General features: G+C 48.3%; 27 protein-coding genes, 1 tRNA gene and 2 pseudogenes. 15 read left to right on the top strand and 15 right to left on the bottom strand.

Annotated elements, in window-relative coordinates:
* The first annotated feature begins 136 nt into the window (after window positions 1-136).
* Window positions 137-225 (top strand) — tRNA-Ser (locus D8M23_RS09545).
* A gap of 144 nt (window positions 226-369) precedes the next feature.
* Here D8M23_RS09545 and D8M23_RS09550 read toward each other — a convergent pair.
* From D8M23_RS09550 to upp, 3 genes are all read right to left on the bottom strand, one after another.
* A complete protein-coding gene (locus D8M23_RS09550; RefSeq protein WP_126854591.1) occupies window positions 370-900 on the bottom strand; it encodes a SixA phosphatase family protein in 531 nt (176 codons plus the stop codon).
* Between the two features lie 102 nt (window positions 901-1,002).
* The gene (locus D8M23_RS09555; RefSeq protein ID WP_126854592.1) at window positions 1,003-1,758 is read right to left on the bottom strand and encodes a winged helix-turn-helix domain-containing protein; all 756 of its coding nucleotides are present in this window, start codon (window positions 1,756-1,758) and stop codon (window positions 1,003-1,005) included.
* Between the two features lie 533 nt (window positions 1,759-2,291).
* A complete protein-coding gene (upp, locus tag D8M23_RS09560; protein WP_006887073.1) occupies window positions 2,292-2,930 on the bottom strand; it encodes a uracil phosphoribosyltransferase in 639 nt (212 codons plus the stop codon).
* 279 nt (window positions 2,931-3,209) lie between these two features.
* Here upp and D8M23_RS09565 point away from each other — a divergent pair, with 279 nt between their 5' ends.
* A complete protein-coding gene (locus D8M23_RS09565; protein WP_126854593.1) occupies window positions 3,210-4,466 on the top strand; it encodes an MFS transporter in 1,257 nt (418 codons plus the stop codon).
* Between the two features lie 9 nt (window positions 4,467-4,475).
* Window positions 4,476-5,351 carry a GIY-YIG nuclease family protein gene (locus tag D8M23_RS09570; RefSeq protein ID WP_094758383.1) on the top strand — a complete coding sequence of 292 codons (876 nt, stop codon included), beginning with the start codon at window positions 4,476-4,478 and terminating at the stop codon, window positions 5,349-5,351.
* Between the two features lie 90 nt (window positions 5,352-5,441).
* On the opposite strand, the gene D8M23_RS09575 is transcribed toward D8M23_RS09570, so the two are convergent.
* Window positions 5,442-6,332, bottom strand: coding sequence for a YwqG family protein (locus D8M23_RS09575; RefSeq protein ID WP_126854594.1), 891 nt, complete (start codon window positions 6,330-6,332; stop codon window positions 5,442-5,444).
* Window positions 6,333-6,390: 58 nt separating this feature from the next.
* On the opposite strand from D8M23_RS09575, the gene D8M23_RS09580 reads away from it, so the two are divergent.
* Together D8M23_RS09580 and D8M23_RS09585 are read left to right on the top strand one after the other, a co-directional pair.
* The gene (locus tag D8M23_RS09580) at window positions 6,391-6,567 is read left to right on the top strand and encodes an iron chelate uptake ABC transporter family permease subunit (protein ID WP_238693840.1); all 177 of its coding nucleotides are present in this window, start codon (window positions 6,391-6,393) and stop codon (window positions 6,565-6,567) included.
* A gap of 152 nt (window positions 6,568-6,719) precedes the next feature.
* Complete coding sequence (locus D8M23_RS09585; RefSeq protein WP_094758380.1) at window positions 6,720-7,379, top strand: hypothetical protein; 660 nt, start codon at window positions 6,720-6,722, stop codon at window positions 7,377-7,379.
* A gap of 80 nt (window positions 7,380-7,459) precedes the next feature.
* Here D8M23_RS09585 and D8M23_RS09590 read toward each other — a convergent pair whose 3' ends face one another.
* The 10 genes from D8M23_RS09590 to D8M23_RS09635 form a co-directional block, all read right to left on the bottom strand.
* Window positions 7,460-8,491 carry a magnesium and cobalt transport protein CorA gene (locus tag D8M23_RS09590; protein ID WP_126854596.1) on the bottom strand — a complete coding sequence of 344 codons (1,032 nt, stop codon included), beginning with the start codon at window positions 8,489-8,491 and terminating at the stop codon, window positions 7,460-7,462.
* Between the two features lie 81 nt (window positions 8,492-8,572).
* Window positions 8,573-9,160, bottom strand: coding sequence for a hypothetical protein (locus tag D8M23_RS09595; protein WP_202976132.1), 588 nt, complete (start codon window positions 9,158-9,160; stop codon window positions 8,573-8,575).
* Between the two features lie 76 nt (window positions 9,161-9,236).
* On the bottom strand, window positions 9,237-9,599 hold the full coding sequence (locus tag D8M23_RS09600) for a hypothetical protein (protein WP_126854597.1): 363 nt from the start codon (window positions 9,597-9,599) through the stop codon (window positions 9,237-9,239).
* Window positions 9,600-9,620: 21 nt separating this feature from the next.
* On the bottom strand, window positions 9,621-9,890 hold the full coding sequence (locus D8M23_RS12375) for a DUF7683 domain-containing protein (RefSeq protein WP_423816636.1): 270 nt from the start codon (window positions 9,888-9,890) through the stop codon (window positions 9,621-9,623).
* Window positions 9,891-10,502: a hypothetical protein gene (locus D8M23_RS09610; RefSeq protein WP_126854598.1), complete on the bottom strand. Its 612-nt coding sequence runs from the start codon at window positions 10,500-10,502 to the stop codon at window positions 9,891-9,893.
* A gap of 156 nt (window positions 10,503-10,658) precedes the next feature.
* The gene (locus D8M23_RS09615) at window positions 10,659-11,444 is read right to left on the bottom strand and encodes a hypothetical protein (protein WP_126854599.1); all 786 of its coding nucleotides are present in this window, start codon (window positions 11,442-11,444) and stop codon (window positions 10,659-10,661) included.
* A 382-nt stretch (window positions 11,445-11,826) separates the two neighbouring features.
* Window positions 11,827-12,030: a DUF4926 domain-containing protein gene (locus D8M23_RS12380; protein ID WP_039954748.1), complete on the bottom strand. Its 204-nt coding sequence runs from the start codon at window positions 12,028-12,030 to the stop codon at window positions 11,827-11,829.
* A gap of 289 nt (window positions 12,031-12,319) precedes the next feature.
* Window positions 12,320-12,553, bottom strand: a complete 234-nt coding sequence (locus D8M23_RS09625; RefSeq protein WP_126854600.1) for a DUF7660 family protein — start codon at window positions 12,551-12,553, stop codon at window positions 12,320-12,322.
* Window positions 12,554-12,581: 28 nt separating this feature from the next.
* Window positions 12,582-12,977, bottom strand: a complete 396-nt coding sequence (locus tag D8M23_RS09630) for an Imm32 family immunity protein (protein ID WP_126854601.1) — start codon at window positions 12,975-12,977, stop codon at window positions 12,582-12,584.
* 262 nt (window positions 12,978-13,239) lie between these two features.
* Window positions 13,240-13,761: an SUKH-3 domain-containing protein gene (locus D8M23_RS09635; RefSeq protein ID WP_126854602.1), complete on the bottom strand. Its 522-nt coding sequence runs from the start codon at window positions 13,759-13,761 to the stop codon at window positions 13,240-13,242.
* A 268-nt stretch (window positions 13,762-14,029) separates the two neighbouring features.
* On the opposite strand from D8M23_RS09635, the gene D8M23_RS09640 reads away from it, so the two are divergent.
* The 4 genes from D8M23_RS09640 (at window position 14,030) to D8M23_RS12385 (ending at window position 16,535) form a co-directional block, all read left to right on the top strand.
* Complete coding sequence (locus D8M23_RS09640) at window positions 14,030-14,572, top strand: SUKH-3 domain-containing protein (RefSeq protein WP_126500654.1); 543 nt, start codon at window positions 14,030-14,032, stop codon at window positions 14,570-14,572.
* A 133-nt stretch (window positions 14,573-14,705) separates the two neighbouring features.
* On the top strand, window positions 14,706-15,152 hold the full coding sequence (locus D8M23_RS09645) for a hypothetical protein (RefSeq protein WP_126854603.1): 447 nt from the start codon (window positions 14,706-14,708) through the stop codon (window positions 15,150-15,152).
* A gap of 452 nt (window positions 15,153-15,604) precedes the next feature.
* Window positions 15,605-16,096, top strand: coding sequence for a DUF1877 family protein (locus D8M23_RS09650; RefSeq protein ID WP_126854604.1), 492 nt, complete (start codon window positions 15,605-15,607; stop codon window positions 16,094-16,096).
* 277 nt (window positions 16,097-16,373) lie between these two features.
* Window positions 16,374-16,535, top strand: coding sequence for an IS3 family transposase (locus tag D8M23_RS12385; RefSeq protein WP_390896176.1), 162 nt, complete (start codon window positions 16,374-16,376; stop codon window positions 16,533-16,535).
* 104 nt (window positions 16,536-16,639) lie between these two features.
* Here the strand turns inward: D8M23_RS12385 and D8M23_RS09660 are convergent, their stop codons facing one another.
* Complete coding sequence (locus D8M23_RS09660) at window positions 16,640-18,115, bottom strand: aldehyde dehydrogenase family protein (protein ID WP_126854606.1); 1,476 nt, start codon at window positions 18,113-18,115, stop codon at window positions 16,640-16,642.
* Between the two features lie 689 nt (window positions 18,116-18,804).
* Here D8M23_RS09660 and D8M23_RS09665 point away from each other — a divergent pair.
* The 6 genes and pseudogenes from D8M23_RS09665 to D8M23_RS11880 form a co-directional block, all read left to right on the top strand.
* Window positions 18,805-18,969, top strand: a complete 165-nt coding sequence (locus D8M23_RS09665) for a hypothetical protein (protein ID WP_006887054.1) — start codon at window positions 18,805-18,807, stop codon at window positions 18,967-18,969.
* A 209-nt stretch (window positions 18,970-19,178) separates the two neighbouring features.
* The gene (locus D8M23_RS09670) at window positions 19,179-19,541 is read left to right on the top strand and encodes a hypothetical protein (protein ID WP_126854607.1); all 363 of its coding nucleotides are present in this window, start codon (window positions 19,179-19,181) and stop codon (window positions 19,539-19,541) included.
* A gap of 49 nt (window positions 19,542-19,590) precedes the next feature.
* Window positions 19,591-19,953 carry a DUF4259 domain-containing protein gene (locus D8M23_RS09675; RefSeq protein ID WP_126854608.1) on the top strand — a complete coding sequence of 121 codons (363 nt, stop codon included), beginning with the start codon at window positions 19,591-19,593 and terminating at the stop codon, window positions 19,951-19,953.
* Window positions 19,954-20,581: 628 nt separating this feature from the next.
* Window positions 20,582-20,977: an immunity 22 family protein gene (locus tag D8M23_RS09685; RefSeq protein WP_126854609.1), complete on the top strand. Its 396-nt coding sequence runs from the start codon at window positions 20,582-20,584 to the stop codon at window positions 20,975-20,977.
* Between the two features lie 317 nt (window positions 20,978-21,294).
* Window positions 21,295-21,360: pseudogene (locus D8M23_RS11875) on the top strand (RHS domain-containing protein); the annotation flags it as partial.
* Between the two features lie 21 nt (window positions 21,361-21,381).
* A pseudogene (locus tag D8M23_RS11880) lies at window positions 21,382-21,708 on the top strand (RHS repeat-associated core domain-containing protein); the annotation flags it as partial.
* Window positions 21,709-21,726: the final 18 nt, after the last annotated feature.

Below are 21,726 nucleotides of genomic sequence, written 5' to 3' on the forward strand. Positions count from 1 at the left end.
AAGCAGCGTGGCAGCCGGTATTTTTAGAGCCCCTAACTGTGGGGTGCTTTCTTATGCGCCCGCATAAGGTGCCGGGGGAATTGACCTGTGCCAGAACGAACGATATTCTTGTAGAGATGCACTGCGGTGCATCGCTGGAGACGTGCCAGAGCGGCCGAATGGACTTCACTGCTAATGAAGGGTCGGGGTTGAACTCGACCGGGGGTTCAAATCCCCCCGTCTCCGCATTGTGAATAATAGTTGAGCCCCCGCACCAGCACGTGCGGGGGCTCACTTTATAACCATTCTTTACTCTATTTGCCCCTGCCAGACAGCAGCTTTAGCCCTAAAGCACGCACGCTCCCCAGCCACCATGCCCTAAAGCGTGGGCTAGAAACTTTTAAACGCAATAAGGTGCGCATCCGCCCCGTCCAGAAGCGCCCACTCCCTAGGTACTTCAAACACTGCCACAGACGACGGGGGGAACCCGTAAAACATCTCCATGGCCGCGTTCTGGTCAGAGTCGGGGTGGGTCAGCTGGATAGCCGCATCCTGGATGCCCGGCAAATGCGACACCACCAGTACCGAACGAACGTTCTCTGACACCCCGTTAATACGCGCAATAATGCGGGATGCGCCCACCTCATACAGCCCCTCGTCCAGGTGCGCAGTGGGGCCTTTCTCCCCCAGCGCGTCCGAAACCCAGGTGGTGGTCTGGCGGGTTCGCAACGCGGCCGATGCCATGATCTGCTCGGGAATATAGCCGCGTTCAGCAAGCCACGCCCCCGCCTGTGCCGCCTGCTGGTGACCGCGCTTTGTCAGCGGCCGATCAAAATCATTCAAGCCCCAGTCTGCCTCGGCATGGCGCATCAGAATCAGGTGTTTCACATCCCGCTTCATACGGGAAGAAATCTCAGTCATACCCTCATCTTACAGGCTGCACACAACAGCGCCCCGCGCTCATAACCACAAGCACGGGGCACCGCCACAGACTCTTCAACACATCGGGCGGCTACTAGGGGGTTAGATGGAATATTCAGGGGCCGCCCACACCACAACTTCTGGATGCTCAAAGAACCGGTACCCCTGCCCACGCACCGTACGCACCGTACCTGAGAGGCGCCCCAGCTTTGAGCGCAGACGCCGAATATGCACATCAATAGTGCGTTCGTGCGGGTGCTCGTCCCCGGCGCTCCACAGCGAGTCCAGCAGCTCATCACGGCCGACCGTGCGGGAGGAGTTTTCCACCAGGTGCGCCAGAAGCTCAAATTCTTTAAAAGTGAGCATAAGCGGCTCACCATCCAAGAACACCTCACGTCGCGCCAGATCAATCAGCACGCCATTGGTATGCGTGGCCTGCGACTCGACCTCAACATGGGTGTTTGCATCCGGCTGATAGTAGACAGCCGTGGGGTCTCCCAGCGCGTTCCGCACTACTTCAAGGTCGCTCCCCTCCGCACTGGTGGGGGCCAGCGCTACCGCAGCATAAGACTCCGCTTCCGGAGCTAGGCGGTGAGCGTAATTGCGCAAATCCTGCACGATACGCACTAGGGAGGTACCGTTGGCCGCCGCAAGCTCCTCATTGAGGCCCACATACAGCACGAACCCGCGCGCCTCATTCTCGTGCGCGCCGCCCTTGGGTGAGTGGTCATTAGCAGTGAAAGTCATGGGTCGCAGAGTAGCCGCAGGCGCCTGCGGGCGACTGGGCTGGGGAGCCTGGCGCTTAGCGGCGCGTCCACGCTGGGAAATGTGAACGTACCCTGGTACTGCACCTGACATATGCATCCTTCTCTCGCAGTTCGAAGCGTAGGGGGCTGATATACGGGCGTCCGTTATGTCACGTCGGATTCCCGCCTGCACTGCCGAGCCACGAATGGACTCAGCGATACCCACCGTACATTTAATATTTCTCTTATTTGTCACATAAATCAAGCGGGTTCAGAACGTGGAGGTATCATCTATAGCTACATCACCCTCATGACGATGAGGCTATGGACGGGGAAGCAAAGCAGCCCATACCACCAAATCTAGCATGAGTATTCACTTAACTCCCTAAATATTCAATATATTTACGGATTATTATGCACTATACCGCATGTAAGGGAAGTTCCCAACGGCACCGTTGAAACACTTTCCAGCATGCAAAAAATTTTTACACCCGCCAACCTGAGAAACAAATCCCCACCAGCTGCCCCGCCAAGACACCGTCAGCGCGGAGCTCCACAACCGCCGAGCCCCGCGCCACAGCACGCGCCTAGACCTTCACGACACCGGTGAAGGCGTTAATACAGCCGGGCACCAAAAGTTATGAGCTACTCCGCCAGCCCATACAGGCGGTCGCCCGCATCACCCAAACCGGGCACAATATACGCCTTCTCATTCAGCCGCTCATCCCGCGCCGCCAAGAACAAGTCAACATTGCGCAACCCCTCAACGCCCTTCTCAAGGGCCGCAATACCCTCAGGCGCAGCAATGAGACACACACACGTAATAGACTCAGCACCGCGTTGGCGCAGAAATTTAATGGCTTCAATCAGAGTGCCGCCGGTAGCCAACATAGGATCCAACAGGTACACCTGCCGACCGGTCAAGTCCTCCGGAAGACGCTCAGCATAGGTCACAATATCCAAGGTTTGCTCGTTACGCGCCATACCCAAAAACCCAACCTCAGCGGTCGGAACCAGGCGAGTCATACCCTCCAGCATCCCCAACCCGGCACGCAGAATCGGCACCACCAGCGGCTTAGGGCTGGCAATCATGGTGCCCACGGTGCGGGCCACCGGGGTCTCAATCTCCCGCTGCTCCACCCGGATCTCACGGGTTGCCTCATAAGCAAGCAGGGTCACGAGCTCATCAACAAGCTGACGGAACGTAGGCGAAGGAGTATTTTTATCACGAAGCACACTGATTTTATGCGCCACCAGCGGGTGGTCAAGAATCTTAATACGCATGATTCAAGTCTAATCCAAACACGGGCACACACGCCGCAAGCACCAAGCGCCGCAACACTGCATACCCTCAAACACCCCGAACACGCGAACCGCGCCTGCGCACAACGGCACCAGCTGCCCCGCTAAAAACATGAAAAACAAGCCGTCTTCAGCCAGAACCAGCGGGCTTGCCTCTCATCCCCTTACCCACCACCATGCTATGATGCACATCATAAATACTCTCTCTACCCCACCAAACCTATGCACAGTACACCCGCCCCGCCACCGCGCGCCATACTCATGAGACGCACACGCCGTATCATGGTGTTCGGGCTACTGCTGTCAACGCTGGGTAACAACACTGTCGAATATGGTTTCAACGCCCTCACTGCCGCCGGAGTAGTCAGCGTTGGCGCGCTCCTCACCCTATCAGCCCTTAGGCGACTCTCAGCCTTCGCGTTCCCCGCCATCGCCAAACTCATGGGCAAACACAGCCCCGATAAGGTACTCATCGCCTGCGACAGCACCGAAACCGTGCTGAGCATTTTAGCCCTCACCATCACACTCCTAGCGCCCCACCAGGCCATATGGGCAGTCTATGCTTATACGCTCATTGACCTGCTCATCCTAGCTTTCACCGACATCGCCGAAGAATTCTACGGTGCACACTTCGCACAGATTAATGAAGACACAGCAATGGCATTCAACGCCTCACTCAGCACCATCCAAGCGATCGTTAACTTCGTCGTCGCAGGGTTAGCAGGCTCACTCCTAGCGGGGGTCTCAATCCCCACACTACTAGCCGTCAACACGGCGCTCTCCCTCACGGCAGCACTCTTTCGGGCACGGGCGCGGCACACCTACCCCGTGCCACCACCAACCACAATAAATGCAAGTCAATTCGCCGCCACCGGGCATAAAGAGCCGCTCCGGCAGTTTCTGCACGACCTGTTCACTTCAGGCCCTGCCTCCCCACTCGTCTCACTCGCCATAGCATTCGCTGGAACCATGAGCGGGGAACTGTTCATCCTCTGGGCCGCAAACCACGGACCCGCGGTGCCTCTGCCCGGCACAGACAATACCGCCTACACAGGGATGGGGCTTGTCTTAACAGTGTTCGGACTAGGCGCCGCATTCGGCCCACAGGCAGGAAAATGGCTACGACAGGCCGGTGAAACCGCACCGATTCTGAGAACAGCCGCGTTATTCTCTGCGGCACTCACCGGAGCACTCGCCACAGGCATACTGACAGACACAATCCTGCCACCGCTCATACCAGTGTTTGTATTCCTCAACGCGGCAGCCTCCCGGGCACGGGCAGTAGTACTAGAAACACACCGACAGGCATATTTTCGAGGTGCCCAATTCGCACGCATTATGAGCTGGTCATTCACATTCAGTGCAGCCGGTACACTCTTAGGGCTGCTAGTGGGGTACCTACTGGGTCAGGCATACAACCCGGTGCCATGCCTGCTCATCGGCACGGCACTGTGGCTCGCTATCGCCCCGATCGTCTCCAGCAGGCGGGGCGGAACCAAACCGCCGGTGGCGCAGTAGACTGAGCCTATGCAAAAAACAATTCAGCTGTTTCTTATGGATGGTGACGCAACGGGGCGGATCAAAGCGAGCCTGACGAACTGGACGGGGCTTGTCTATAGCCTTCCCCGCACACATTTAGAACAGAGTAAGCGTGAACGCAAAGAGTTACACTCCACTGGAGTTTATTTTCTTCTCGGTAAAAGTGAAGAAAATAACCAAGATATTATTTATATCGGTCAAGCTGGGGAACGCGAAAATGGTAAGGGACTCCTCGGAAGGATCGAAGAACATGAAAGGTCTAAAGAGTTCTGGAACAGAGCAATCCTCGTGTTAACATCCAACAATTCTTTCGGCGCTACTGACATCACATATCTAGAACGTTCATTCTATGACTTGGCTCTGAAGTCCGGCCGATATTCCCTTGAAAATAATCAGGTGCCTTCTCATGGGAATGTGACAGAAGAGAAGAAGGCAGAACTCGATGAGTTTATTGAGTACGTGCGTCTCGTTGTTGGCTCCATGGGTTACCGCATGTTTGAGCCAATGCTACCCGAATCTCAACAGAAACAAAACCAAAATGATCCGGAGGCACAAAGTCTACATATACAGTTAGGGGGAGCAACTATTGCCTACGGACAGCGCAATGATGAAGGCTTTGTTTTGCATACAGGTAGTAAATTAATTGCCCCCAAGAAATCGTTCCCTCCTTCGTTGCTCAAAAAACGGGAAGAGCTCGAAAATGCTTATAAAATAGTTTCCGGGAAGACCACTGAGGATATTCTTTTTCCAGCCCCATCAACAGCCGCTACATTTGTACTCGGGCGTTCCGCTAACGGCTTGGACATGTGGAAAGACAAAAACGGCAAAACCCTCGGTGACATTATGAAGAGTGACAACAGCTAGAAGCGCCCCAAACCGCATGTTTGAGAGGCTACCGCCTGCTCAGAACAGCGCTATGGGACACCACATAACATTCAGCGGGGGTTTCTCATTCTAGCCGCATGACCACTCAAAAATCACATTTGAGAAGTCGCGCGCTGCCAACTGTTCGGGCGTTATCAGCCAGTTCGCGGAGCCCGCATCACCCCAGAGAAGTTCCGGGGTTTCTTCCTCTGACTCCCAGTCCGCCTCAGAAACGATGGTCAGCAGGTTCACCGTGTGCCCCTGCAGGTTCTCGTCGAAATCCCGCGGGTCATTCTGAATAAAGTAGGGGTAGCCGCCAATGCGGGAGTACTCATCGCTCTCCTCATACGGGAGAGTAAGCTCCTCAACGGCGTTTGTCCGCTGAATCCTTGCCCGCTCGTCGTCTCCCGTGGGCAGTTTATCCTCGGGGTACAGCTCGTCCCACACTCGCGCAAAATCGGGATAATAGTAGTGCGCAGTACCGGTAACACCCTGCTCAACCAGGCTGAACGAGAGCGCAAATTCCACGCTCTCCGGTTCGATAGGCCAACCGATCGTGTCCCAGTCGACCACCGGCAGCGGCGCATCCGGGCTCGACTCACCCACACTCTCGTAGTAGATCACCCGCCAGTTCTCTTGAACCGCAGGCTTGTTATAGTCATACCCCCACACGGTGTCGTGAGGGTCAATCCAAAATTGAAGCATACCGCTCTTCGGGTAAATATTATTCTGCGGCAGCTGCGCACAGTTAATCTGCGCGATCATGCCCAAGGGCTGGCCGGATGCATTCATCGGTGCGGATTCTCCCACAGGCAGGTACGGCACTCCCCCGAATTTGGAGGCGGTCTTCGGCAGCGGCTGCTGCGATGGGGTTGCCGTAATCCTGATAGCCTGCTTGAGTTTTCCCTGATTCATAACGTCGAGGACTCGACGCACCTGCACTTCGGTGTTTTTGTCCGCATTCTGCTCGGTGGTATTCATATGTTCCTCCGGGTGGTTGGTTCAGTGCTACAACCATCAGAACACATTTTGCGGTGCCGTGCGCCTTTTTCTGGAGTCGGCGATGTGGCATTCTGCGTTGCTGGGCGCGGTCATTCTGGTGGTTGCCGATTATGCTGCGATGCGGGTGTTGGCGCCGTTTCAGATCCCGGTGGGGCTGGCCACTGGGGCGGTCGGTGGGGTGTACATGCTGTGGCTTCTGCGTAAAGTGCGGTAGTTTACACGCCCTCCGCGGCCGGAAAATGATGGGCTAAAAATGCTCAAAAATTTTATTTCTGGGGGCACCGCACCGAAAAATCTTCTTAAACCGTCAGGGGGCGGCTGTAGCGTAAGAGCATCAGATAAAGCTCCCGGAAGGAAATCACCGCCATGGTAGAGAAGAAGACTCTGTGCCTCGCCGACGAGGTTGTTAATGCCGATTTGCAGTTCCTCATGAACGCGGGCACCGTTCTCACCACCAACGTCTACAATATTGATGCTATTGGGCGCACCATTGCGGAGGTTATTACCGCCGGGCGCGCGTTTAATGTGGCTCGCCCTTCTCACGTGTATGACCGGGTAATGAGCATGCACGCCCACCCTGCGCTCGGTTCGTTTACTGAGACCCTCGCCGATATGCGCCAGGCTGCCCGCAACGCCCTGATTCTGCGGTTCCCGGCACCGAATGAGCGGGGCCTTGAGGTTGCGGTGCGTATTGAGCGGGTAATGGGCACTAAGCTTGCTGTGACGAAGGTGTGCTGCCGCCCGGCGGGCACTCGCCGCTGGTATGAGCATTGGGCGAAGGAGGTGCTGCAGATTGACGGGTATCTGATTGCGGGCGAGTCGCGCCGCACCCGCGGCATGTTTGAGGTGCACCGGCAGAACCTGCTGTTTGCCCTGGGGATGCTGGATGTTGCGATGCTTGGCCTAAGCGCCAGCGAAGCAGATTTTCACTGGCTCGCATCCCCTAAGAGCGCGGTCACTAAGTTTAAGCGGCAGCGCCGGGATTTGCTGCGGCGGATTCGCCAGGATTATGCGGAAGCAGCCTAAGGAGCGCCTATTTCCTACTGGTGCTCCAAGGCGCTCTTCATGGCTGCGACTTCTCCTGCTGAGCCGAGCAGGTATACCGCCTAGAACCAGCCACGCCTCTTAAAGAAAAAGTACACCCCCACACAGGCAAACACCATCAACAGAAGCGACGCGGGGTACCCATACTCCCATTTGAGTTCGGGCAAGTACTCAAAATTCATGCCGTAAATGGAACCAATAATAGTGGGCACCACCAGAATCGCTGCACCTGCCGAAATACGTTTCATGTCTTCGTTCTGCTGCTGCGCCACCAGCGTATCGTGCACCGTCAAAGCGTTCTGCAACGACGTGCGTAAATCCTCTAGCCGGTCCCTGATCTGCATCACATGATCGTGCACATCCCGGAACTGGCGCTGCAACTCAACACTTTCATCCTCAACCCGCCGAGGCGTAGCACCCGGGCGCGGGGAGGCATCTAGGGCACCGATGCGCAGGTCTTCAACGATGCGCACCAGCATGGAGTCTAGGGGCTTGCAGGCTCGCTGAAAATCAATCACCTGGTTCAGCAGCCCGTAGATACGCTGGGAAATACCGCGGTTTTTACCGCCATCGGTGAAAAGCGCATCCTCTATTTCGTCGCTGTCAGTCTCTAGCCCAGACAGCACCGGCATGTACCGGTCTACCGTGTTGTCGAGGATACGGTGCAGTAGCCGGGCGATACTGGCGTCGGGTTCGGCGAAGAACCCGCCCAGAACCTCACGCATACGTTCTGGTGTGCGCAGCTTATCTTGTACGATACACACCAGGTAGTTGCGGCCTACGAAAAGGTGCACCTCACCCAGGTGCACTTCTTCTTCTGCGTCTAGGTACACGGCGGGGCGTACCACCGCGAGCAGGGAGTCACCGTACCGTTCAAGTTTGGCGCGCTGGTGCCCCAGCATGGAGTCTTCGATGGCGAGCTCGTGCAGTTTGAAGATGCTTTGCAGGTGGGCGAGCTCAGTGTCGGTGGGCGAGATGTACCCTAGAGCGACCGCAGAGGCACCCGCCTGGTATGCTTCAACGGCTGTTTCTAGCGGGGCGTTCAGGACGGTTTCGCCGTGGGTTGGGTAGATGGCTCCGGTGAGATACGACATAGGTTTAAGTGTAAAGGGTAGGTGAAATGCCAACGCCACTACGGGGATACTGGGGGCTGGGGTGTGCCTTTCTGGGAAAATTTAGGTGGCTTGCACGAAGAACAGCCCGCCGGTGAGGTCTTTTTTCACGAAGATATACCCCACGTTTTCGGTGAGGTAGAACAGATCATCAAGGGAACTGGGTAGATCTGCACCGGAGATTTGCCCCACAAATACGTAGTCATCCAGCCCATCTGGGAGAGTGTGCTGCAGGTATACGGGGCTGCCGCCTATGAAGCTCATCGCGTCCGGGTCCGTGTTGAATTCTGGGGTGAAGAATTTCTGGTGGTCAAAGTCGTGCAGGTTCTTGTGGACGATTTCGACACATGTGTCTAGCAGGGCGGGCTGTAGCTCAGTGATATTACCAAGAAAATAGTCGTGTTCATCGTAGTAGGAGAACACGTACACTGCTTTGCCGTGATGCTCGGCGGGGACGGGCAGGGCGAGTTCGGGGACGAGCTTAAATAGTTCAGGGAGCGGGATATACGCAATAAGTGCCAGCGGTATCCCGTCAGGGGTGGCTACTGGTTGAGTGTATCCTGCATCGCGCCCTATGAGGATCCGCTCCCCTACTGCTGTGCGCTGCGTCGGGCTGGTTTCAGGGAGGGTGAAGCTATGGCGTGTACTCATGAGCATATCCTAGCAGCGTCTGGAATCTTCAAGACTGCATTTACCTGCGGGACGGAGTGGGTAAATCAATTAACCACTATTCCAGGAGGAAAAAGTCCTTTAGTGGCGTGTTTACTTTGTCGATTAATGCGCTGGGAGATACTATCGTGTGCAGCAAGTTCTCTGCGAACAAACTATCATATTCGAATATATCGTCGTAGCCGTCATCCACAATAATTTTTATAATTCTCTTAGTGCTGGTGTTTTTCGCAGAGAATATAGGGTTTCCATCCATCAGTGGAGTTCCGTCAGTATATGTGGTTTTAAAGTAAGGAAAAACCCAATCACTCGTATGGGATGAAACTTCCTTCAGTAGATACACAAACATATTTTCAATATATTTTTCCAATGCTTTATATTTATCAATATTCGTATCCCATGCTGTCCATTCATCTGTCATTGTGATTATTCCCCGAGGTTCCTACAACGTTTCGAGTGTTTGCACATCTTCATCACACGATAAGAAATAGTCGTAGCTACTCGTCTTTAGCTCTCCATCTACATAGTGCCCGATTTTTTCAGCAGTCTCATGTGTTATTGGGTATTCATTATACATAGGGCCAGTTTCATTAAAAATTTTTTGTAGTATATCAAGGGGTGGCTCGTTTTTAAATTTTAGTACCTCAATAAAAATATCTGCGTCTTTTTCAAATTTTGAAATGTATCTTACAACGTTTTTTATGATGCACACCTACCTTACTCCCCAAGGTCCTATGGCTCCTGCTTCAGCCCCTTCAATGACTGTGCCTAAGTCATACTCCCTTAAATAAGGGTAGAGAAAGTCTGCATACACTGACGGGTAATAAGATTCAGAAAATTTTACGAACGTGCCAACTAAAGATATAAGTTGGTCTATCAAATTGTTTCTGTCAATAACCTCATCCACTCCAATATCTTTATCGCTTGTTAGAGAATAACATTTAGAGTAAACAGAATTTGCAGTCGACCCGTTACCGCCTTGAAAGAATTTAATACCCCTTTCGCTCCCCACATCATAGAACACTAATTTTGTTGGTTTATTATTTTTCAGATCAGAAATAGCGTCTAATATTTCCGGAAATATATTGTCTAAGTACTTTCTATATTCTTTCCATTCTAATCCGTACCCTTGAATAGTCAGCTCACTGTTTCCTACGGGTAAGATTTCTGCACACACAAGGTTACAAGCTTCAATAAAAGATGCACGCAGATCTTTGGGATCATAATCATCATAGAATTCTAAATTCTCGCAGAGCTCTCCCAGAAGCCGCTTTTCAGGTCTTATAGTAGGGTTTTCTGATATTGCTAATTTAAATATTGCCATTTTCTTAGCTGCCTTGAGGGTACTTCACCATAAATGGTGTTGGGGCCCCATCATCTTCACATCTTCAGGATAGAGCGGAACGTTCCAGCAGGTGGCGCATCCACCTATAAATGTGGATGCGCCACCACAAAGAACCGAGGCAGAGGCCTCCCAGAGTTACTCTGCTTTCTCCCCAGCTTCGAGCGGGGTACGCGGCTTGAGCGGAATAACGCTATTACCGCCTACACCGCCGGGGGCATATAGGACCGGTGGAACAGGAGTTGATGTGGGGGTTGACTCTTTACTAACTTCATGTTTCTCTTGGCCTGGGCGTTCTTGATAAACTTTGCCGTCGGCGGTTCCATAGTAGGTGCCGTACGAGTTCACTTCACGCCATGTCCCGTCAGCTTTCACTTCCATGCCCTGAGCACCTTTAATCAAGTCTCTCTCGGTGCTGTCACGTACCTGAACCCAGCTACCATCAGGGTTCACACGAGAGCGCTCATTTCCATGTACTTCAAAATTTTCCCAGCTGCCGTCAGCATTTAGGCTGGCTTTATCGCCGTTGTTGCCTTCCCAGTTCCACGTGCCATCAGCTTTAACATGTAACGTTCCCGAACTATTGGTGTAGTCCCAAGAACCATCCTCGTGAATCGTCGCACCCTCACTGATGCTCTCTCCGTACGTTGAGGTTGGGCGTGGCTTACCAGCTTTGTTGTCATCGGTCAGAGCCTTTGAGGTAGCGCTTGGACTTGGTGAAGAAGTGCTAGGGCTACTAGAAGTAGTTGTCAGCGGTGATGCGCTAGGCGATCCGTTATCCGCGGTAGATACGCTAGCGTTTGACTGGCTGGTTTCGGAAGACGAAGATTTCCCGCTGCTGCTCGCTGAGGAGCAGGCGCTGAGAGCCAGTATCATAGCAAGAGCAGCAGAGATCGGTACCGGAAGGTGACGTAGGGTATTCATAAAAACCTCTTTCAAAGGTGATTGCTACGCAGTGTTGATAACACTGCCTTAATCATTCTACCAGTATCTTCATCATAGATAGCGATGTTACCGCACCTTAATCTACTCAAAAAGTATTTAATTATATACTTATAGGACTAACAGATAGGAAAATAGGAAGTAACGGGCTGCATTCATGTTGAAGTTAAGCTTGGGACAAACAACCTAGCGGTCGAGCTTCACGGTAGACAGCACGGATCGTACTGTTCGTTGAAATTAAACCTGCTTTTAGCTTCAACGGCTTATCAGCGGATAATTCAGATAACTGCAGCGATACATTGTAGGATGAGCAAGAACAGAAGAATTAATATATAACTTCTAAGGTAAAAAATAGTCGAGCTTTTTAAAGGTTACTTATGCTTCTTAACTGCTCCGGCCTCAAAGTTAGTAAAGCAACTGTTGCTCCCCTATCATCACAAAATTCCACCTCGTATGCTTCATGAGGATCCATATAGGTGTCTATAACTGTACCGATAGATCCTCGAAATAGACTAAGGTTAGGGAAGTCTTGCTGTAGTTGAACAACTTCTAGAATGGAATATTGCATAGTACATTTCCTTAAACTTTTTACCTATAAAGGCCATTTAGAATTCTTTATAAATAAAATTTCGTCATGATCGTTCTCGCAGATTAACCATGTCTATTTCGTGTTCCATTATAAAATTCTCACCGTCTAGTCTCTACAAGTTCTGTTCGTTCTCACCATTGACGTTATGCATCTGCGGTATGGTCTGAAAGATGCACAGAAACACAGCCGAGAGTTTTATTGTACTCTGCTATTTTTACTAAGCGTTAAAAACAATCGTTTCCATAAGTATTGTTTTACCTTTAAAGCGCTATTCGTATATCCGTGCTGCTTCAAAAATATCTGCCAAAACGCTCCACTTTATGTTTTCATCAAAGTTTTCTTCTTTACCTACATTTTTGTAGTACCCGTCCATATCTTTAATCCAATATCTCATAGCTTCCAAGAATCCGCTCAAGGTATTATTTTCAAACTCTCCTGCATCCGTTTCATTAATAAAATTCTGTAAGAAGATTAAAAAATCATCACGGTTTTTAATTTCCATATTTAAATCCTTATCGAACGGTTCTTATCTATAAACACATAAAAATCAATGAAATATTAGTTGGGGTAAGAACTTCATTCCCATCATAATAATCTATATGGAAATGGTCATATTTTTTACTCTCCTTATCGAAAAAATTATTTAGCGAATCTCCTAGTATGCTCAATGCTATGCTGTTTCCTTTAATAATAAACTTATTGCCCTTGATTTGGACAGAAACTCTATTAGTTTGGTCTTCCTGATAAATTATCTGTAAAGACTCAAAATTTCTTGGATAGAATTTATCTGAACAAGTCTGGAGATTTAGTGTTGTTGTAGTGGTAGTTTGAGTCAAAATATCTCCTAAAGTCGTCAGGGACAGAATTGTCCCTGAAATTTCAACTTGAGTTTCTTCCGCATTTCCATTAATAAATATCTCTTCCATGCCTTACCGTTTTCTTTTCTGCTAGTTAATTAGTAAAATCATACGTAACCCTTTGCCAAACAGGTTATAGCTTCTTTTCTACCAGCTGTAATGCTCAAAAGGAGAGCTAGACGAATCCATGTTTCTTATCGCAGAGCAGGTTGCTCTTGCATATTCATCTCGATAACTTACAAACATCTCCTCCCGCCCTAGTAGGTTTATCGGCCCGACCTTACTTTATTTCCTTTATTTCAGGACAAAAAGAAGCGCCTAGATAGCATTTTTAGTCTGCAAGGGTTTGGAAATCTTTTCGAAAGAAAATATTTTCAAAAGCATCTTCTACCGTAGTTCCAATTCGACAAAAGTAGCTCTCAAAACCACCAAACATTTGACCCTTAGGACTTAAAAAATATGTTAAGTGCTCAGAATATCCAACCCCTACTGGACATAAAGAAGATTTAGTGATCTCAGAATATTCTTCTCTCATAATAGGTGAATTAGCAAGTGCTAAATTAGGGCTAAATATTGAAGAGTCTTTGCCATTTCCTCGGTACTGGTCATGATGAATTTCGAGGTTCCCAAAGTTACATAAAAAATTTCTTGAAAAGCTATCTAATACGTAACCGTCATCAAAAGAAATGATGTTCTCAAAATGGTTTATATTAATTCTACGGTTAGGACGCCACCCATCTCGATATAGAAGCTCTCTAACCGGAGAAGAAAAATAAAAGCTTCTCATTATAACTCCCCTAACTACTTGTTCTCCTTTTAAATAAATTTTATCATACAAATAAGGCTCTACCATTGAAAGTAAAGTTTTAGCGCCTCTCTATCAGAAACATCCTGGTCTCTGGTACAGTAGCCAGGTAAATCATTACCCATAAAAAGAAAATAGATATTTATACCGTCCTTTGATTTATTTATAAATAAATACCCTGTTGGTTCCTGTACGCCCACATAGCATATTGTGCTGTAGTGTCGAATTATCCAGTGATCATATATAATACATTACAGTACTCAACAATGTTGGGAAGATACTTTATGTGGAAAAGTAAAATAAAAGGATTGTATAAATGAAGCAACCGTATGAAATACACTCAGATTTTTTCAAGAAAATGATTTCTTCAGGGTGGTATAAAAATAGAGATATTATTCTAGAGTCCTTGCCGCCCCATTTGGAGGAATTGCCTGATGAGGTAAAAAATTTTCTGAGAGAAATCTGGTATTTAACAGTCAGCTATGATGCCTATTATCGCAGCGATGCCCGTGTCTTTCTATCTACAGTACTGCATAGCTTTGGAGAAACCACAAATAAATTATCCGATTATTCACTGAATGATGAAGATTTTATATATTATCAAAAATCTGTTGGTAGAAAATTAAGAAATTTTGGTTTTGCGGGTGACCGAGAAGTTCTTATTGATGATCTGGGGAGAATTTATTTTATCCCTGATTCTGGCGACCTGTACTACCTGGGAGGAAAATTCTATGAAGGACTATATAATTTAATATTTAGAACTGGGAAATCGTATATTGTAGAAGACGATGGTGAACTATTTGTGGAGTCAGACCAAGGCGTTTTACCGGGGAATATGAACATCAGGGATATTCCGTAAGCACACGCTGGATCTAAAGAAAGATGCGCAGCAGATGGAAAATAATGAGTGGTTCTTTGATCTCATCACAGAAATTTTTAAAAACACTTGTTTTAGTTTTCTAGGAGTATTTTCTATATCATAGGGTGGTAATATGGAAGCTAGCAGCAAAAAACTGCAAAATAAGTTATCCATGCTGCATGCAACAAAAATGACAGAAAAATTGATTGGCATTAATCTGTTGTCAGTATCAGCAGATAGTCCATATAACACGGAATGGATTTCTGATTTTGATATAAACGATATATACAAAGAAAATCCACGGTTCAGGTTCCCTTATGGGGTGCGTATAGATAGCTTGGCAGAATCTCTAGATTTTATTTGTGCGCCGCAAAACGAATTTTTGATTATTTACTATGATTATAGTCCTATATACATATCATTTCAGATTACAAACTTAGCTGAGTTCTTAAAAAGCTACGCAAAAGAGCAAAAATCTTTAGATATAACACTATTTTGTTTAAATCGGCGCGAAGTGATCGATATTTTTATAGAAGAAAATGACATTGAAGTTCGGATGATGCCAATCTTCGATTATTAAACTACATAAGTATAGCCTATTTTGGACGCTTGGTTTTGCGGGTAGTTCATGTAGGTGCGGTCAGCCCATGCCATCGGACGTAACCATACATAAGATTTTCTAGGACGCCTGAACGATTCTGCTTTTCAGATATTTTCTTCAGTCTGCTTCCAGTGTAAATATGCCGAGGTAGCTTTGCATGAACCTAGAAGCTGGCAGATTCTAGAGAAAATAACGTTGAATATAGTCGGTTTTGGAGGATAGATCCGGTCCGGCAGAAAGTAGGCGACACTTTCTGCTCATGTGTCCGTGATAGTTGATTACTGGTGTTGATTACTGTTCTGCTGCTGCTCAGACATCTCATTTATCCTACCGTGTATTATGTTTTCATAGGTTATCGTCGACCGCGCCGAAAAACACTTTCAGGCAGCCTGAAACTTCCGTTTCCCGCCCTATCCTTGAAAGGACACACTATGAGTATGTTTGCTATGCTGCACGGAGTATCCCCCGAATTTCTGCGAAACTGCCAAACCGACAGCAGTATGCTGGATACTCTGGAATACCCTGAAAAAGAAACTCCAGATTTTTTGGTTATCCACTGTTGGGGTGCGCTCACCTACCTGCTTGGCGGCGACGAAACAGGCGCCTGGAATAGCGAGATTCTCACCAGCCGCACTATTATCAGTGGAGAGTGCATTGATCCTGAACACGAGACTGGCATCACCCCAGCGTTTTACCTGACTGTGGACGAAGTTATCCAGGTTGCCTCCGAACTCGCGCAGATCAGCGATGAAGCCCTACTTTCGCGCTACGAACCCGAAAATATGCATGACCTACACCCTATAGGTGAATGGACAGACTGTCCCGAAATTCGCAGAGAGTTACTCGATGACTTCCACGCCTTGCAAGCCTTCTATGCTGTCCAAGCCAACGCTGGCAATGCTGTGATTAACTACCTTGTCTGATTTTCAGGCATCATGAAAATATCGTTTTGTGGGGTTGCGCCCGCAGGCAAGGACGCTTTCAGCCCTTATAGTTGTCTGACGGCCTTATCAACAGTGTTTATAGGGGCGATTAGGTGTTTAGCCTCTGTCCTGTACGCAATGAAGCAGCAGTCTCTCCCCTGTCAGTTCGGTGGAACCTAAACCCACAACAATCGCCCCATCATGTACACGCAAGCAGAAACCAAAATGGCCAGATCTAAATCATAGCCCCAGCACCAGCGGAGAGCTTCTTTCCCGTGTGACGGAATGCTTCTATAGTGGAGGAGACTTGACGGTGAACGAACTGATGAAACAGATAGATGATTATTTGGACTACTATAACCGGGAGCGATACAGTTTGAAAATAAAAAACTGGGTCCTGTTTACATACAACAGAACCCAGCTTATGCAGAGTGCCTGAATAGACTTTTATGAGTGTCCGATTGCCCAAGTGGGGGTCAGTTCAACCCGACTCCAGATGTTCAGACAACCCTTTCTCTATTTCAATCAACGTTCAGCAGGCAATTAATACAACCCTTCGCGTTCTTCGCGGGTGGAAATGTAGATGTTTTTCACCTGCGTGTAGGCGGCGAGCATCATTTTGTGGGTTTCGCGGCCGATGCCTGAAGTTTTGTAGCCGCCGAACGGTGCGCCTGCGGGCAGGCGGTTGTAGCAGTTCACCCAGACACGACCGGTTTCCAGTGCGTTGGAGACGCGCAGGCAGCGGTTGATGTCTTTGCTCCAAACTGCTCCGCCCAAACCGTACTCGCTGTCGTTGGCCATTTTGACGACTTCTTCTTCGGTTTTGAATTTAATTACGGTAGCAACCGGGCCGAAGATTTCTTCTTGGGCAACGCGGGCGTTGTTGTTGTCAGCCTCGATCAAGGTCGGCTCGACAAATTCACCTTTGCCCAATTCGCCTTCGAGCTTTTTGCCGCCGGTGATGATGCGGCAGCCTTCCTGCTCACCGATTTTGACATATTTCAAAATGGTTTCAAGCTGGCCGGCGTTGACTTGCGAGCCCATTTGGGTATCGTCTTCCCAAGGCAGTCCGACTTTGATTTTCTTGAACTCTTCCGCCAAGGCGTTGACGAACTTGTCGTAAATGCCTTCTTGTACGAAGATGCGCGAACCGGCGGAGCACACTTGGCCTTGGTTGAACAAAATGCCTTTTTGCGCGCCTTCGAGGGCTTTGTCGAACGGCATGTCGTCAAAGAAGATGTTGGCGGATTTGCCGCCCAGCTCCAAGGTGGAGGGAATGAGCATTTCGGCGGCAGCGATGCCGATGCGGCGGCCGATTTCGGTTGAGCCGGTGAAGGCGAGTTTGTTGAAGCCTTTGTGGTGCAGCATGTATTCGCCGGATTTCGAACCGCGTCCGGTAATGATGTTCAGCACGCCTTTAGGCAGCAGGTGGTTAATTTTTTGAGCGAGCGACAACAGGCTCAGCGAAGTGCTGGAAGACGGGTGGATGACGATGGTACAGCCTGCGGCAAGTGCGGGTGCGATTTTCCAAGCCGCCATCAGGAAGGGGAAGTTCCACGGAATGATCTGACCGACTACGCCGATAGGTTCGCGCAGTACGATAGACAGATCTTCGGAGTCAAGCTGGGTAGCAGTGCCTTCTTCGCCGCGGATGACGCTGGCGAAATAACGGAAATGGTCGGAAGCCAGCGGGATGTCGGCGGCGCGGGTTTCACGGATGGGTTTGCCGTTGTCCAGCGTTTCCTGCAGGGCGAACAATTCCAAGTTTTCGTCAATCACATCGGCGATTTTGTTGAGTATGGCAGCGCGTTCGGTTGCGGTGGTCTTGCGCCATGTTTTGAATGCTTCCTGCGCGGCGGCGGCGGCGGCATCGACATCGGCGTCAGTCGCGTCGGTAAATTTCGCCAATGCTTCGCCGTTGGCGGGATTGTAAGAATCCAAAAGCGCGCCGGGCTTCGTCCACGCGCCGTTAATCAAAAGGCCATACTCTTTATCGAACACATTTAGATCTTTTGCCATGATGCTGTCCCCTTCGTTGCCTTTCTTGGGTTCTGGACGTTATCTCCAACGTCACCTAAAAACAGGATAGTATTTTTTCTCTTTCGGTTCAAGCATTAAAAATGAGAGCGTTCTCGAAATTCCAAATATGTATAAAACGCAGCCAGGCAAATCTTGATGACGTATGGGGACGAGGGCGGTTTATTAATAATACTTTAAGTTCTCAGACAACCCTTGTTTGGTTGAGACCAAGGAATCTATCTTATGAACAGCACCATTCTGACCCCCAAATTTTCCGGAGCTTTGGGCGACATAATTACCTGCGTCACCAGCAGGGTTTGTGCCTACTCAAATTTGTAGGCAGTAGGCGCGTCAAGCGCGAACAAAAGAACTTGCAGCGGTTGTTAAACCTACCGTTGCGCATCGGCACAAATGACCATTTGATGCAAACCGAAGCACAGCTGCGCGAATATTTTTTCTGATAAGCGCCGTTCTTTCGATACTGCATTGCACACCCGGAACATCGTTTCAGAATGAAGCGTGGCAAGGATTTGCGCCAAATCCCACACGGCAAAACGGTCAGGTCAACCGCCGAGAACAGGCAGCCCGCATGGGCAAGCCGTCCGCCGTGCGCGCCGTCGCCAATGCCGCAGACGAAAGCCTCAGGAAGTGAACTACCTCCACTGCGACCACATCAATATCTCAGGGAGATGACCGATAAGGGCGGCAACCTGCTGTGGTTCGGTATCTATACCGGCTGGGATCGTCTGAAAGAGGAAACCAAGGTAACGGATACTGTTTACCAGCCCTTTCGCCTGCAAAGCCAGTATTGTGACCGTGAGATGGGTGCGCTACGACTTCTTCAGGTACTATGAACCTGATGCGGGTCGGTTTGTGAATTAGAATTCGATTAGGTTATAGGTGGAGAGGATCTGTATCAGTTTAGGTCAAATGTACAAGATTGGAGAGATAATTTAAGGTTAATGGGACAATGTGGCTGTAGGGGGTATTTGCTGGAAATTGGATTGTGTTACCCACGTCCTTAATAACCTTAGAAATATGAATATAAAATTAGGAGTATAAAATGAAAGTATATGGAACTGGAATCTATGAGAACGATAGAGCTGATCTTGTTGGGTTGGCGTATTTGCACTTCTCAATATCTCAAATCGAAGATGTTATTGAATGGATGAAAGGTACTGATGAACCTGCCCAACAGTTATTAGGGTATTTAGACATGTTACTCATGATTGCTAAAAAATTTCCCGATGACGCCAACTTAAAAATAAAAAAACAAAGAGTTTCTGAATGGCAAATTATTTTTAATGAATGGTTTGTAAGAGCCGAAAAAAAGTTACAGAAAAAGTATCGTGATTCAATTAAAAATGATTCCGAAAAACTATTTGGAGAGATAAAAAAGTACGGTCATTCAATAAGCTGGTTATAAACGTTAAATAAATAGTCTATTTTTAGATTTTAATAAGGAGTGTATTTTTATGGGAGCTTGGGGATATAAATTTTACGAAAACGACGAAGCAGCAGATTGGTTACATCAATTTTGGGACACTAAAAGCTTTGAACTCCTAGTTAAAGAAGTGGAGCAATTTGATCCTAGGAACGAAAATTACGACACAATAAGAGTGATCGCACATATTTTAATTTGTTTTGGTTCACCTTATACATGTCCAGAGGATTTTCTAGATCAAAGAAGCATAATCATTAAGAGGGTTTTGACAATACTTGAAAATATGATAAATCCTCCAAATAGCGATTGGGAGTTCTTAGACATATGGGATAATGATCCTGAAATTATCTCTGAGGTAGAAAATCAAATCATAGAAATCAAAAAAATTATATAGGATATATCTTCTAAATAAAAATTTACTAGACATTAAAAACCGTTGTTGCATTGTTTATACAACTCGCTGGACGCTTCGTTGCCGTTGCGTTTTGCGCCGCTGGTAGCAGAGGACGGTTCGTGAAGGCTACTTCCGCTACTTCCTCTTCGCTAGTGGCCGTAGAAGACACCAACGGCAGCTATCAGCGTTTCGTTTACCATCTGCTGACCGGACCGGTTTGCCGCAGTATGTTTTTCTGGCAAAGTAATCACGCATCCGGGCGTTCAGTACCATCAGCAGTTTGTGCACACACGCCGTAACGGCGACGAATAAGCGGTTCAGAACTGTGTTGCCACCATGGTAGCCATATACAGCGCCTTATGTACTGCAGACCTTCCACCGAAGTAGTGGTTTTTGAATTTGGTTTTGTCGCTCTGTCTCAGGTGCAGCGCGATGTCGACCAGACTCGCTATCCGATTGTTCGGCAACCGTTTCAACTCGGGCAACGCAGTAAGAGGTATTAGATATACTCACAGAACACCATGATCGGCGCATGATAGGAAGATTTCCATTAGTCTGTGGTATATGTGGTAATTCAGTAGATGGTTGATGAATATAATTGTTTAACAATTCAATTAAGGAAAATATCATGTTTTTGGAAGAAGATGACGACAGATTCGACAGGGTACACTTGTGGTTAGGAACTGTAACAGATTCAGAAGATCAGTATGAGCAGTATTTCGAACAAGATAGTTTGCCAGAGGGCGTGTTTTGCCCTTTTTGTAAAGATATTGGATTAGATGAAGAATACGATGAAGACTATATTGGAATTATTCCTTTATTTCCTAAAGTATTTTCTTTGAATAAATTATTAGTTGAAGCTGCGATAGATGAATCTGAATTACCAGCCGTAAAAGCAAAATGTAAAGAGCTGGGTATTACAAAAGGTAATGCTGTCTTATGGTATTCAGACCCTGACTTAAAAATTTCTCCAGATAAAAAATATAATGGTTTAACATATATCGGTGAGTTTCGTGGAGATTAATATGCAAAAAGCGTAAGCACTAATGCCGTCTGAAAAGTTTTAGATAAAATTTTCAGGCGGTATTTTTGTTTTTAACAACATATTTTATCTAGTTGGCAACCGCCCTGAGATCTGGGCATACGCCTACGGCCCGTTCGGACGAAGGTTCTCCAAAGAACGCCAAGACAAACTGGCATAGGCGAGCACCGACCCGAAACGTACCCATTTCGTCTGGGACGGCAATCGATTACTTCAGGAGTACACCTACAAAGGCTGCCCCCCCCTAGCCAAAGTCTTCCACAACAACCAAAACAAAGAAGAATAAATACCTCGCCTATTTCTGCACCGACCACATCGGCACACCACGCGAGATGACCGACATCCATGGCAATCTGTTGTGGTAAGGCGAACACACCGCCTGGGGTCGTCTGAAAAAGAATGAGCGGGTTTACAAGAACGCGCATCAGCCGTTCAGACTTCAAAACCAGTATTATGATGAAGAGACAGGGCTGCATTACAACCTGATGCGTTATTACGAGTCTGAGACCGAGCGGTTTGTGAATCAGGACCCGATTGGGTTGTTGGGTGGAGACAGTCTTTATCTCTTTGCGCTGAATACAAGTGGATGGATTGATTGGTTAGGCTTGCATAGTGACCCTGACTTAACAAGCAGAATGGCTAGAGTTGTTTCAAACCTAACTAAAGGAGATATAAGAAATACAACTTATGCAATTGCAAGAGTAACAACTTGATGGTCGTAGCCAAATCTG

Origin of the sequence: Rothia sp. HSID18067 (assembly GCF_003989445.1) — a bacterium.
GTDB classification, from domain to species: Bacteria; Actinomycetota; Actinomycetes; order Actinomycetales; family Micrococcaceae; genus Rothia; species Rothia aeria.

What these genes read in the sequence shown, in the direction of transcription:
- D8M23_RS09550 (WP_126854591.1), bottom strand. Translation starts at nt 900, where the DNA reads ATGACTGAGATTTCTTCCCGTATGAAGCGGGATGTGAAACACCTGATT.
- D8M23_RS09555 (WP_126854592.1), bottom strand. Translation starts at nt 1,758, where the DNA reads ATGTCAGGTGCAGTACCAGGGTACGTTCACATTTCCCAGCGTGGACGC.
- upp (WP_006887073.1), bottom strand. Translation starts at nt 2,930, where the DNA reads ATGCGTATTAAGATTCTTGACCACCCGCTGGTGGCGCATAAAATCAGT.
- D8M23_RS09565 (WP_126854593.1), top strand. Translation starts at nt 3,210, where the DNA reads ATGAGACGCACACGCCGTATCATGGTGTTCGGGCTACTGCTGTCAACG.
- D8M23_RS09570 (WP_094758383.1), top strand. Translation starts at nt 4,476, where the DNA reads ATGCAAAAAACAATTCAGCTGTTTCTTATGGATGGTGACGCAACGGGG.
- D8M23_RS09575 (WP_126854594.1), bottom strand. Translation starts at nt 6,332, where the DNA reads ATGAATACCACCGAGCAGAATGCGGACAAAAACACCGAAGTGCAGGTG.
- D8M23_RS09585 (WP_094758380.1), top strand. Translation starts at nt 6,720, where the DNA reads ATGGTAGAGAAGAAGACTCTGTGCCTCGCCGACGAGGTTGTTAATGCC.
- D8M23_RS09590 (WP_126854596.1), bottom strand. Translation starts at nt 8,491, where the DNA reads ATGTCGTATCTCACCGGAGCCATCTACCCAACCCACGGCGAAACCGTC.
- D8M23_RS09595 (WP_202976132.1), bottom strand. Translation starts at nt 9,160, where the DNA reads ATGAGTACACGCCATAGCTTCACCCTCCCTGAAACCAGCCCGACGCAG.
- D8M23_RS09600 (WP_126854597.1), bottom strand. Translation starts at nt 9,599, where the DNA reads ATGACAGATGAATGGACAGCATGGGATACGAATATTGATAAATATAAA.
- D8M23_RS09610 (WP_126854598.1), bottom strand. Translation starts at nt 10,502, where the DNA reads ATGGCAATATTTAAATTAGCAATATCAGAAAACCCTACTATAAGACCT.
- D8M23_RS09615 (WP_126854599.1), bottom strand. Translation starts at nt 11,444, where the DNA reads ATGAATACCCTACGTCACCTTCCGGTACCGATCTCTGCTGCTCTTGCT.
- D8M23_RS12380 (WP_039954748.1), bottom strand. Translation starts at nt 12,030, where the DNA reads ATGCAATATTCCATTCTAGAAGTTGTTCAACTACAGCAAGACTTCCCT.
- D8M23_RS09625 (WP_126854600.1), bottom strand. Translation starts at nt 12,553, where the DNA reads ATGGAAATTAAAAACCGTGATGATTTTTTAATCTTCTTACAGAATTTT.
- D8M23_RS09630 (WP_126854601.1), bottom strand. Translation starts at nt 12,977, where the DNA reads ATGGAAGAGATATTTATTAATGGAAATGCGGAAGAAACTCAAGTTGAA.
- D8M23_RS09635 (WP_126854602.1), bottom strand. Translation starts at nt 13,761, where the DNA reads ATGGTAGAGCCTTATTTGTATGATAAAATTTATTTAAAAGGAGAACAA.
- D8M23_RS09640 (WP_126500654.1), top strand. Translation starts at nt 14,030, where the DNA reads ATGAAGCAACCGTATGAAATACACTCAGATTTTTTCAAGAAAATGATT.
- D8M23_RS09645 (WP_126854603.1), top strand. Translation starts at nt 14,706, where the DNA reads ATGGAAGCTAGCAGCAAAAAACTGCAAAATAAGTTATCCATGCTGCAT.
- D8M23_RS09650 (WP_126854604.1), top strand. Translation starts at nt 15,605, where the DNA reads ATGAGTATGTTTGCTATGCTGCACGGAGTATCCCCCGAATTTCTGCGA.
- D8M23_RS09660 (WP_126854606.1), bottom strand. Translation starts at nt 18,115, where the DNA reads ATGGCAAAAGATCTAAATGTGTTCGATAAAGAGTATGGCCTTTTGATT.
- D8M23_RS09665 (WP_006887054.1), top strand. Translation starts at nt 18,805, where the DNA reads ATGACCGATAAGGGCGGCAACCTGCTGTGGTTCGGTATCTATACCGGC.
- D8M23_RS09670 (WP_126854607.1), top strand. Translation starts at nt 19,179, where the DNA reads ATGAAAGTATATGGAACTGGAATCTATGAGAACGATAGAGCTGATCTT.
- D8M23_RS09675 (WP_126854608.1), top strand. Translation starts at nt 19,591, where the DNA reads ATGGGAGCTTGGGGATATAAATTTTACGAAAACGACGAAGCAGCAGAT.
- D8M23_RS09685 (WP_126854609.1), top strand. Translation starts at nt 20,582, where the DNA reads ATGTTTTTGGAAGAAGATGACGACAGATTCGACAGGGTACACTTGTGG.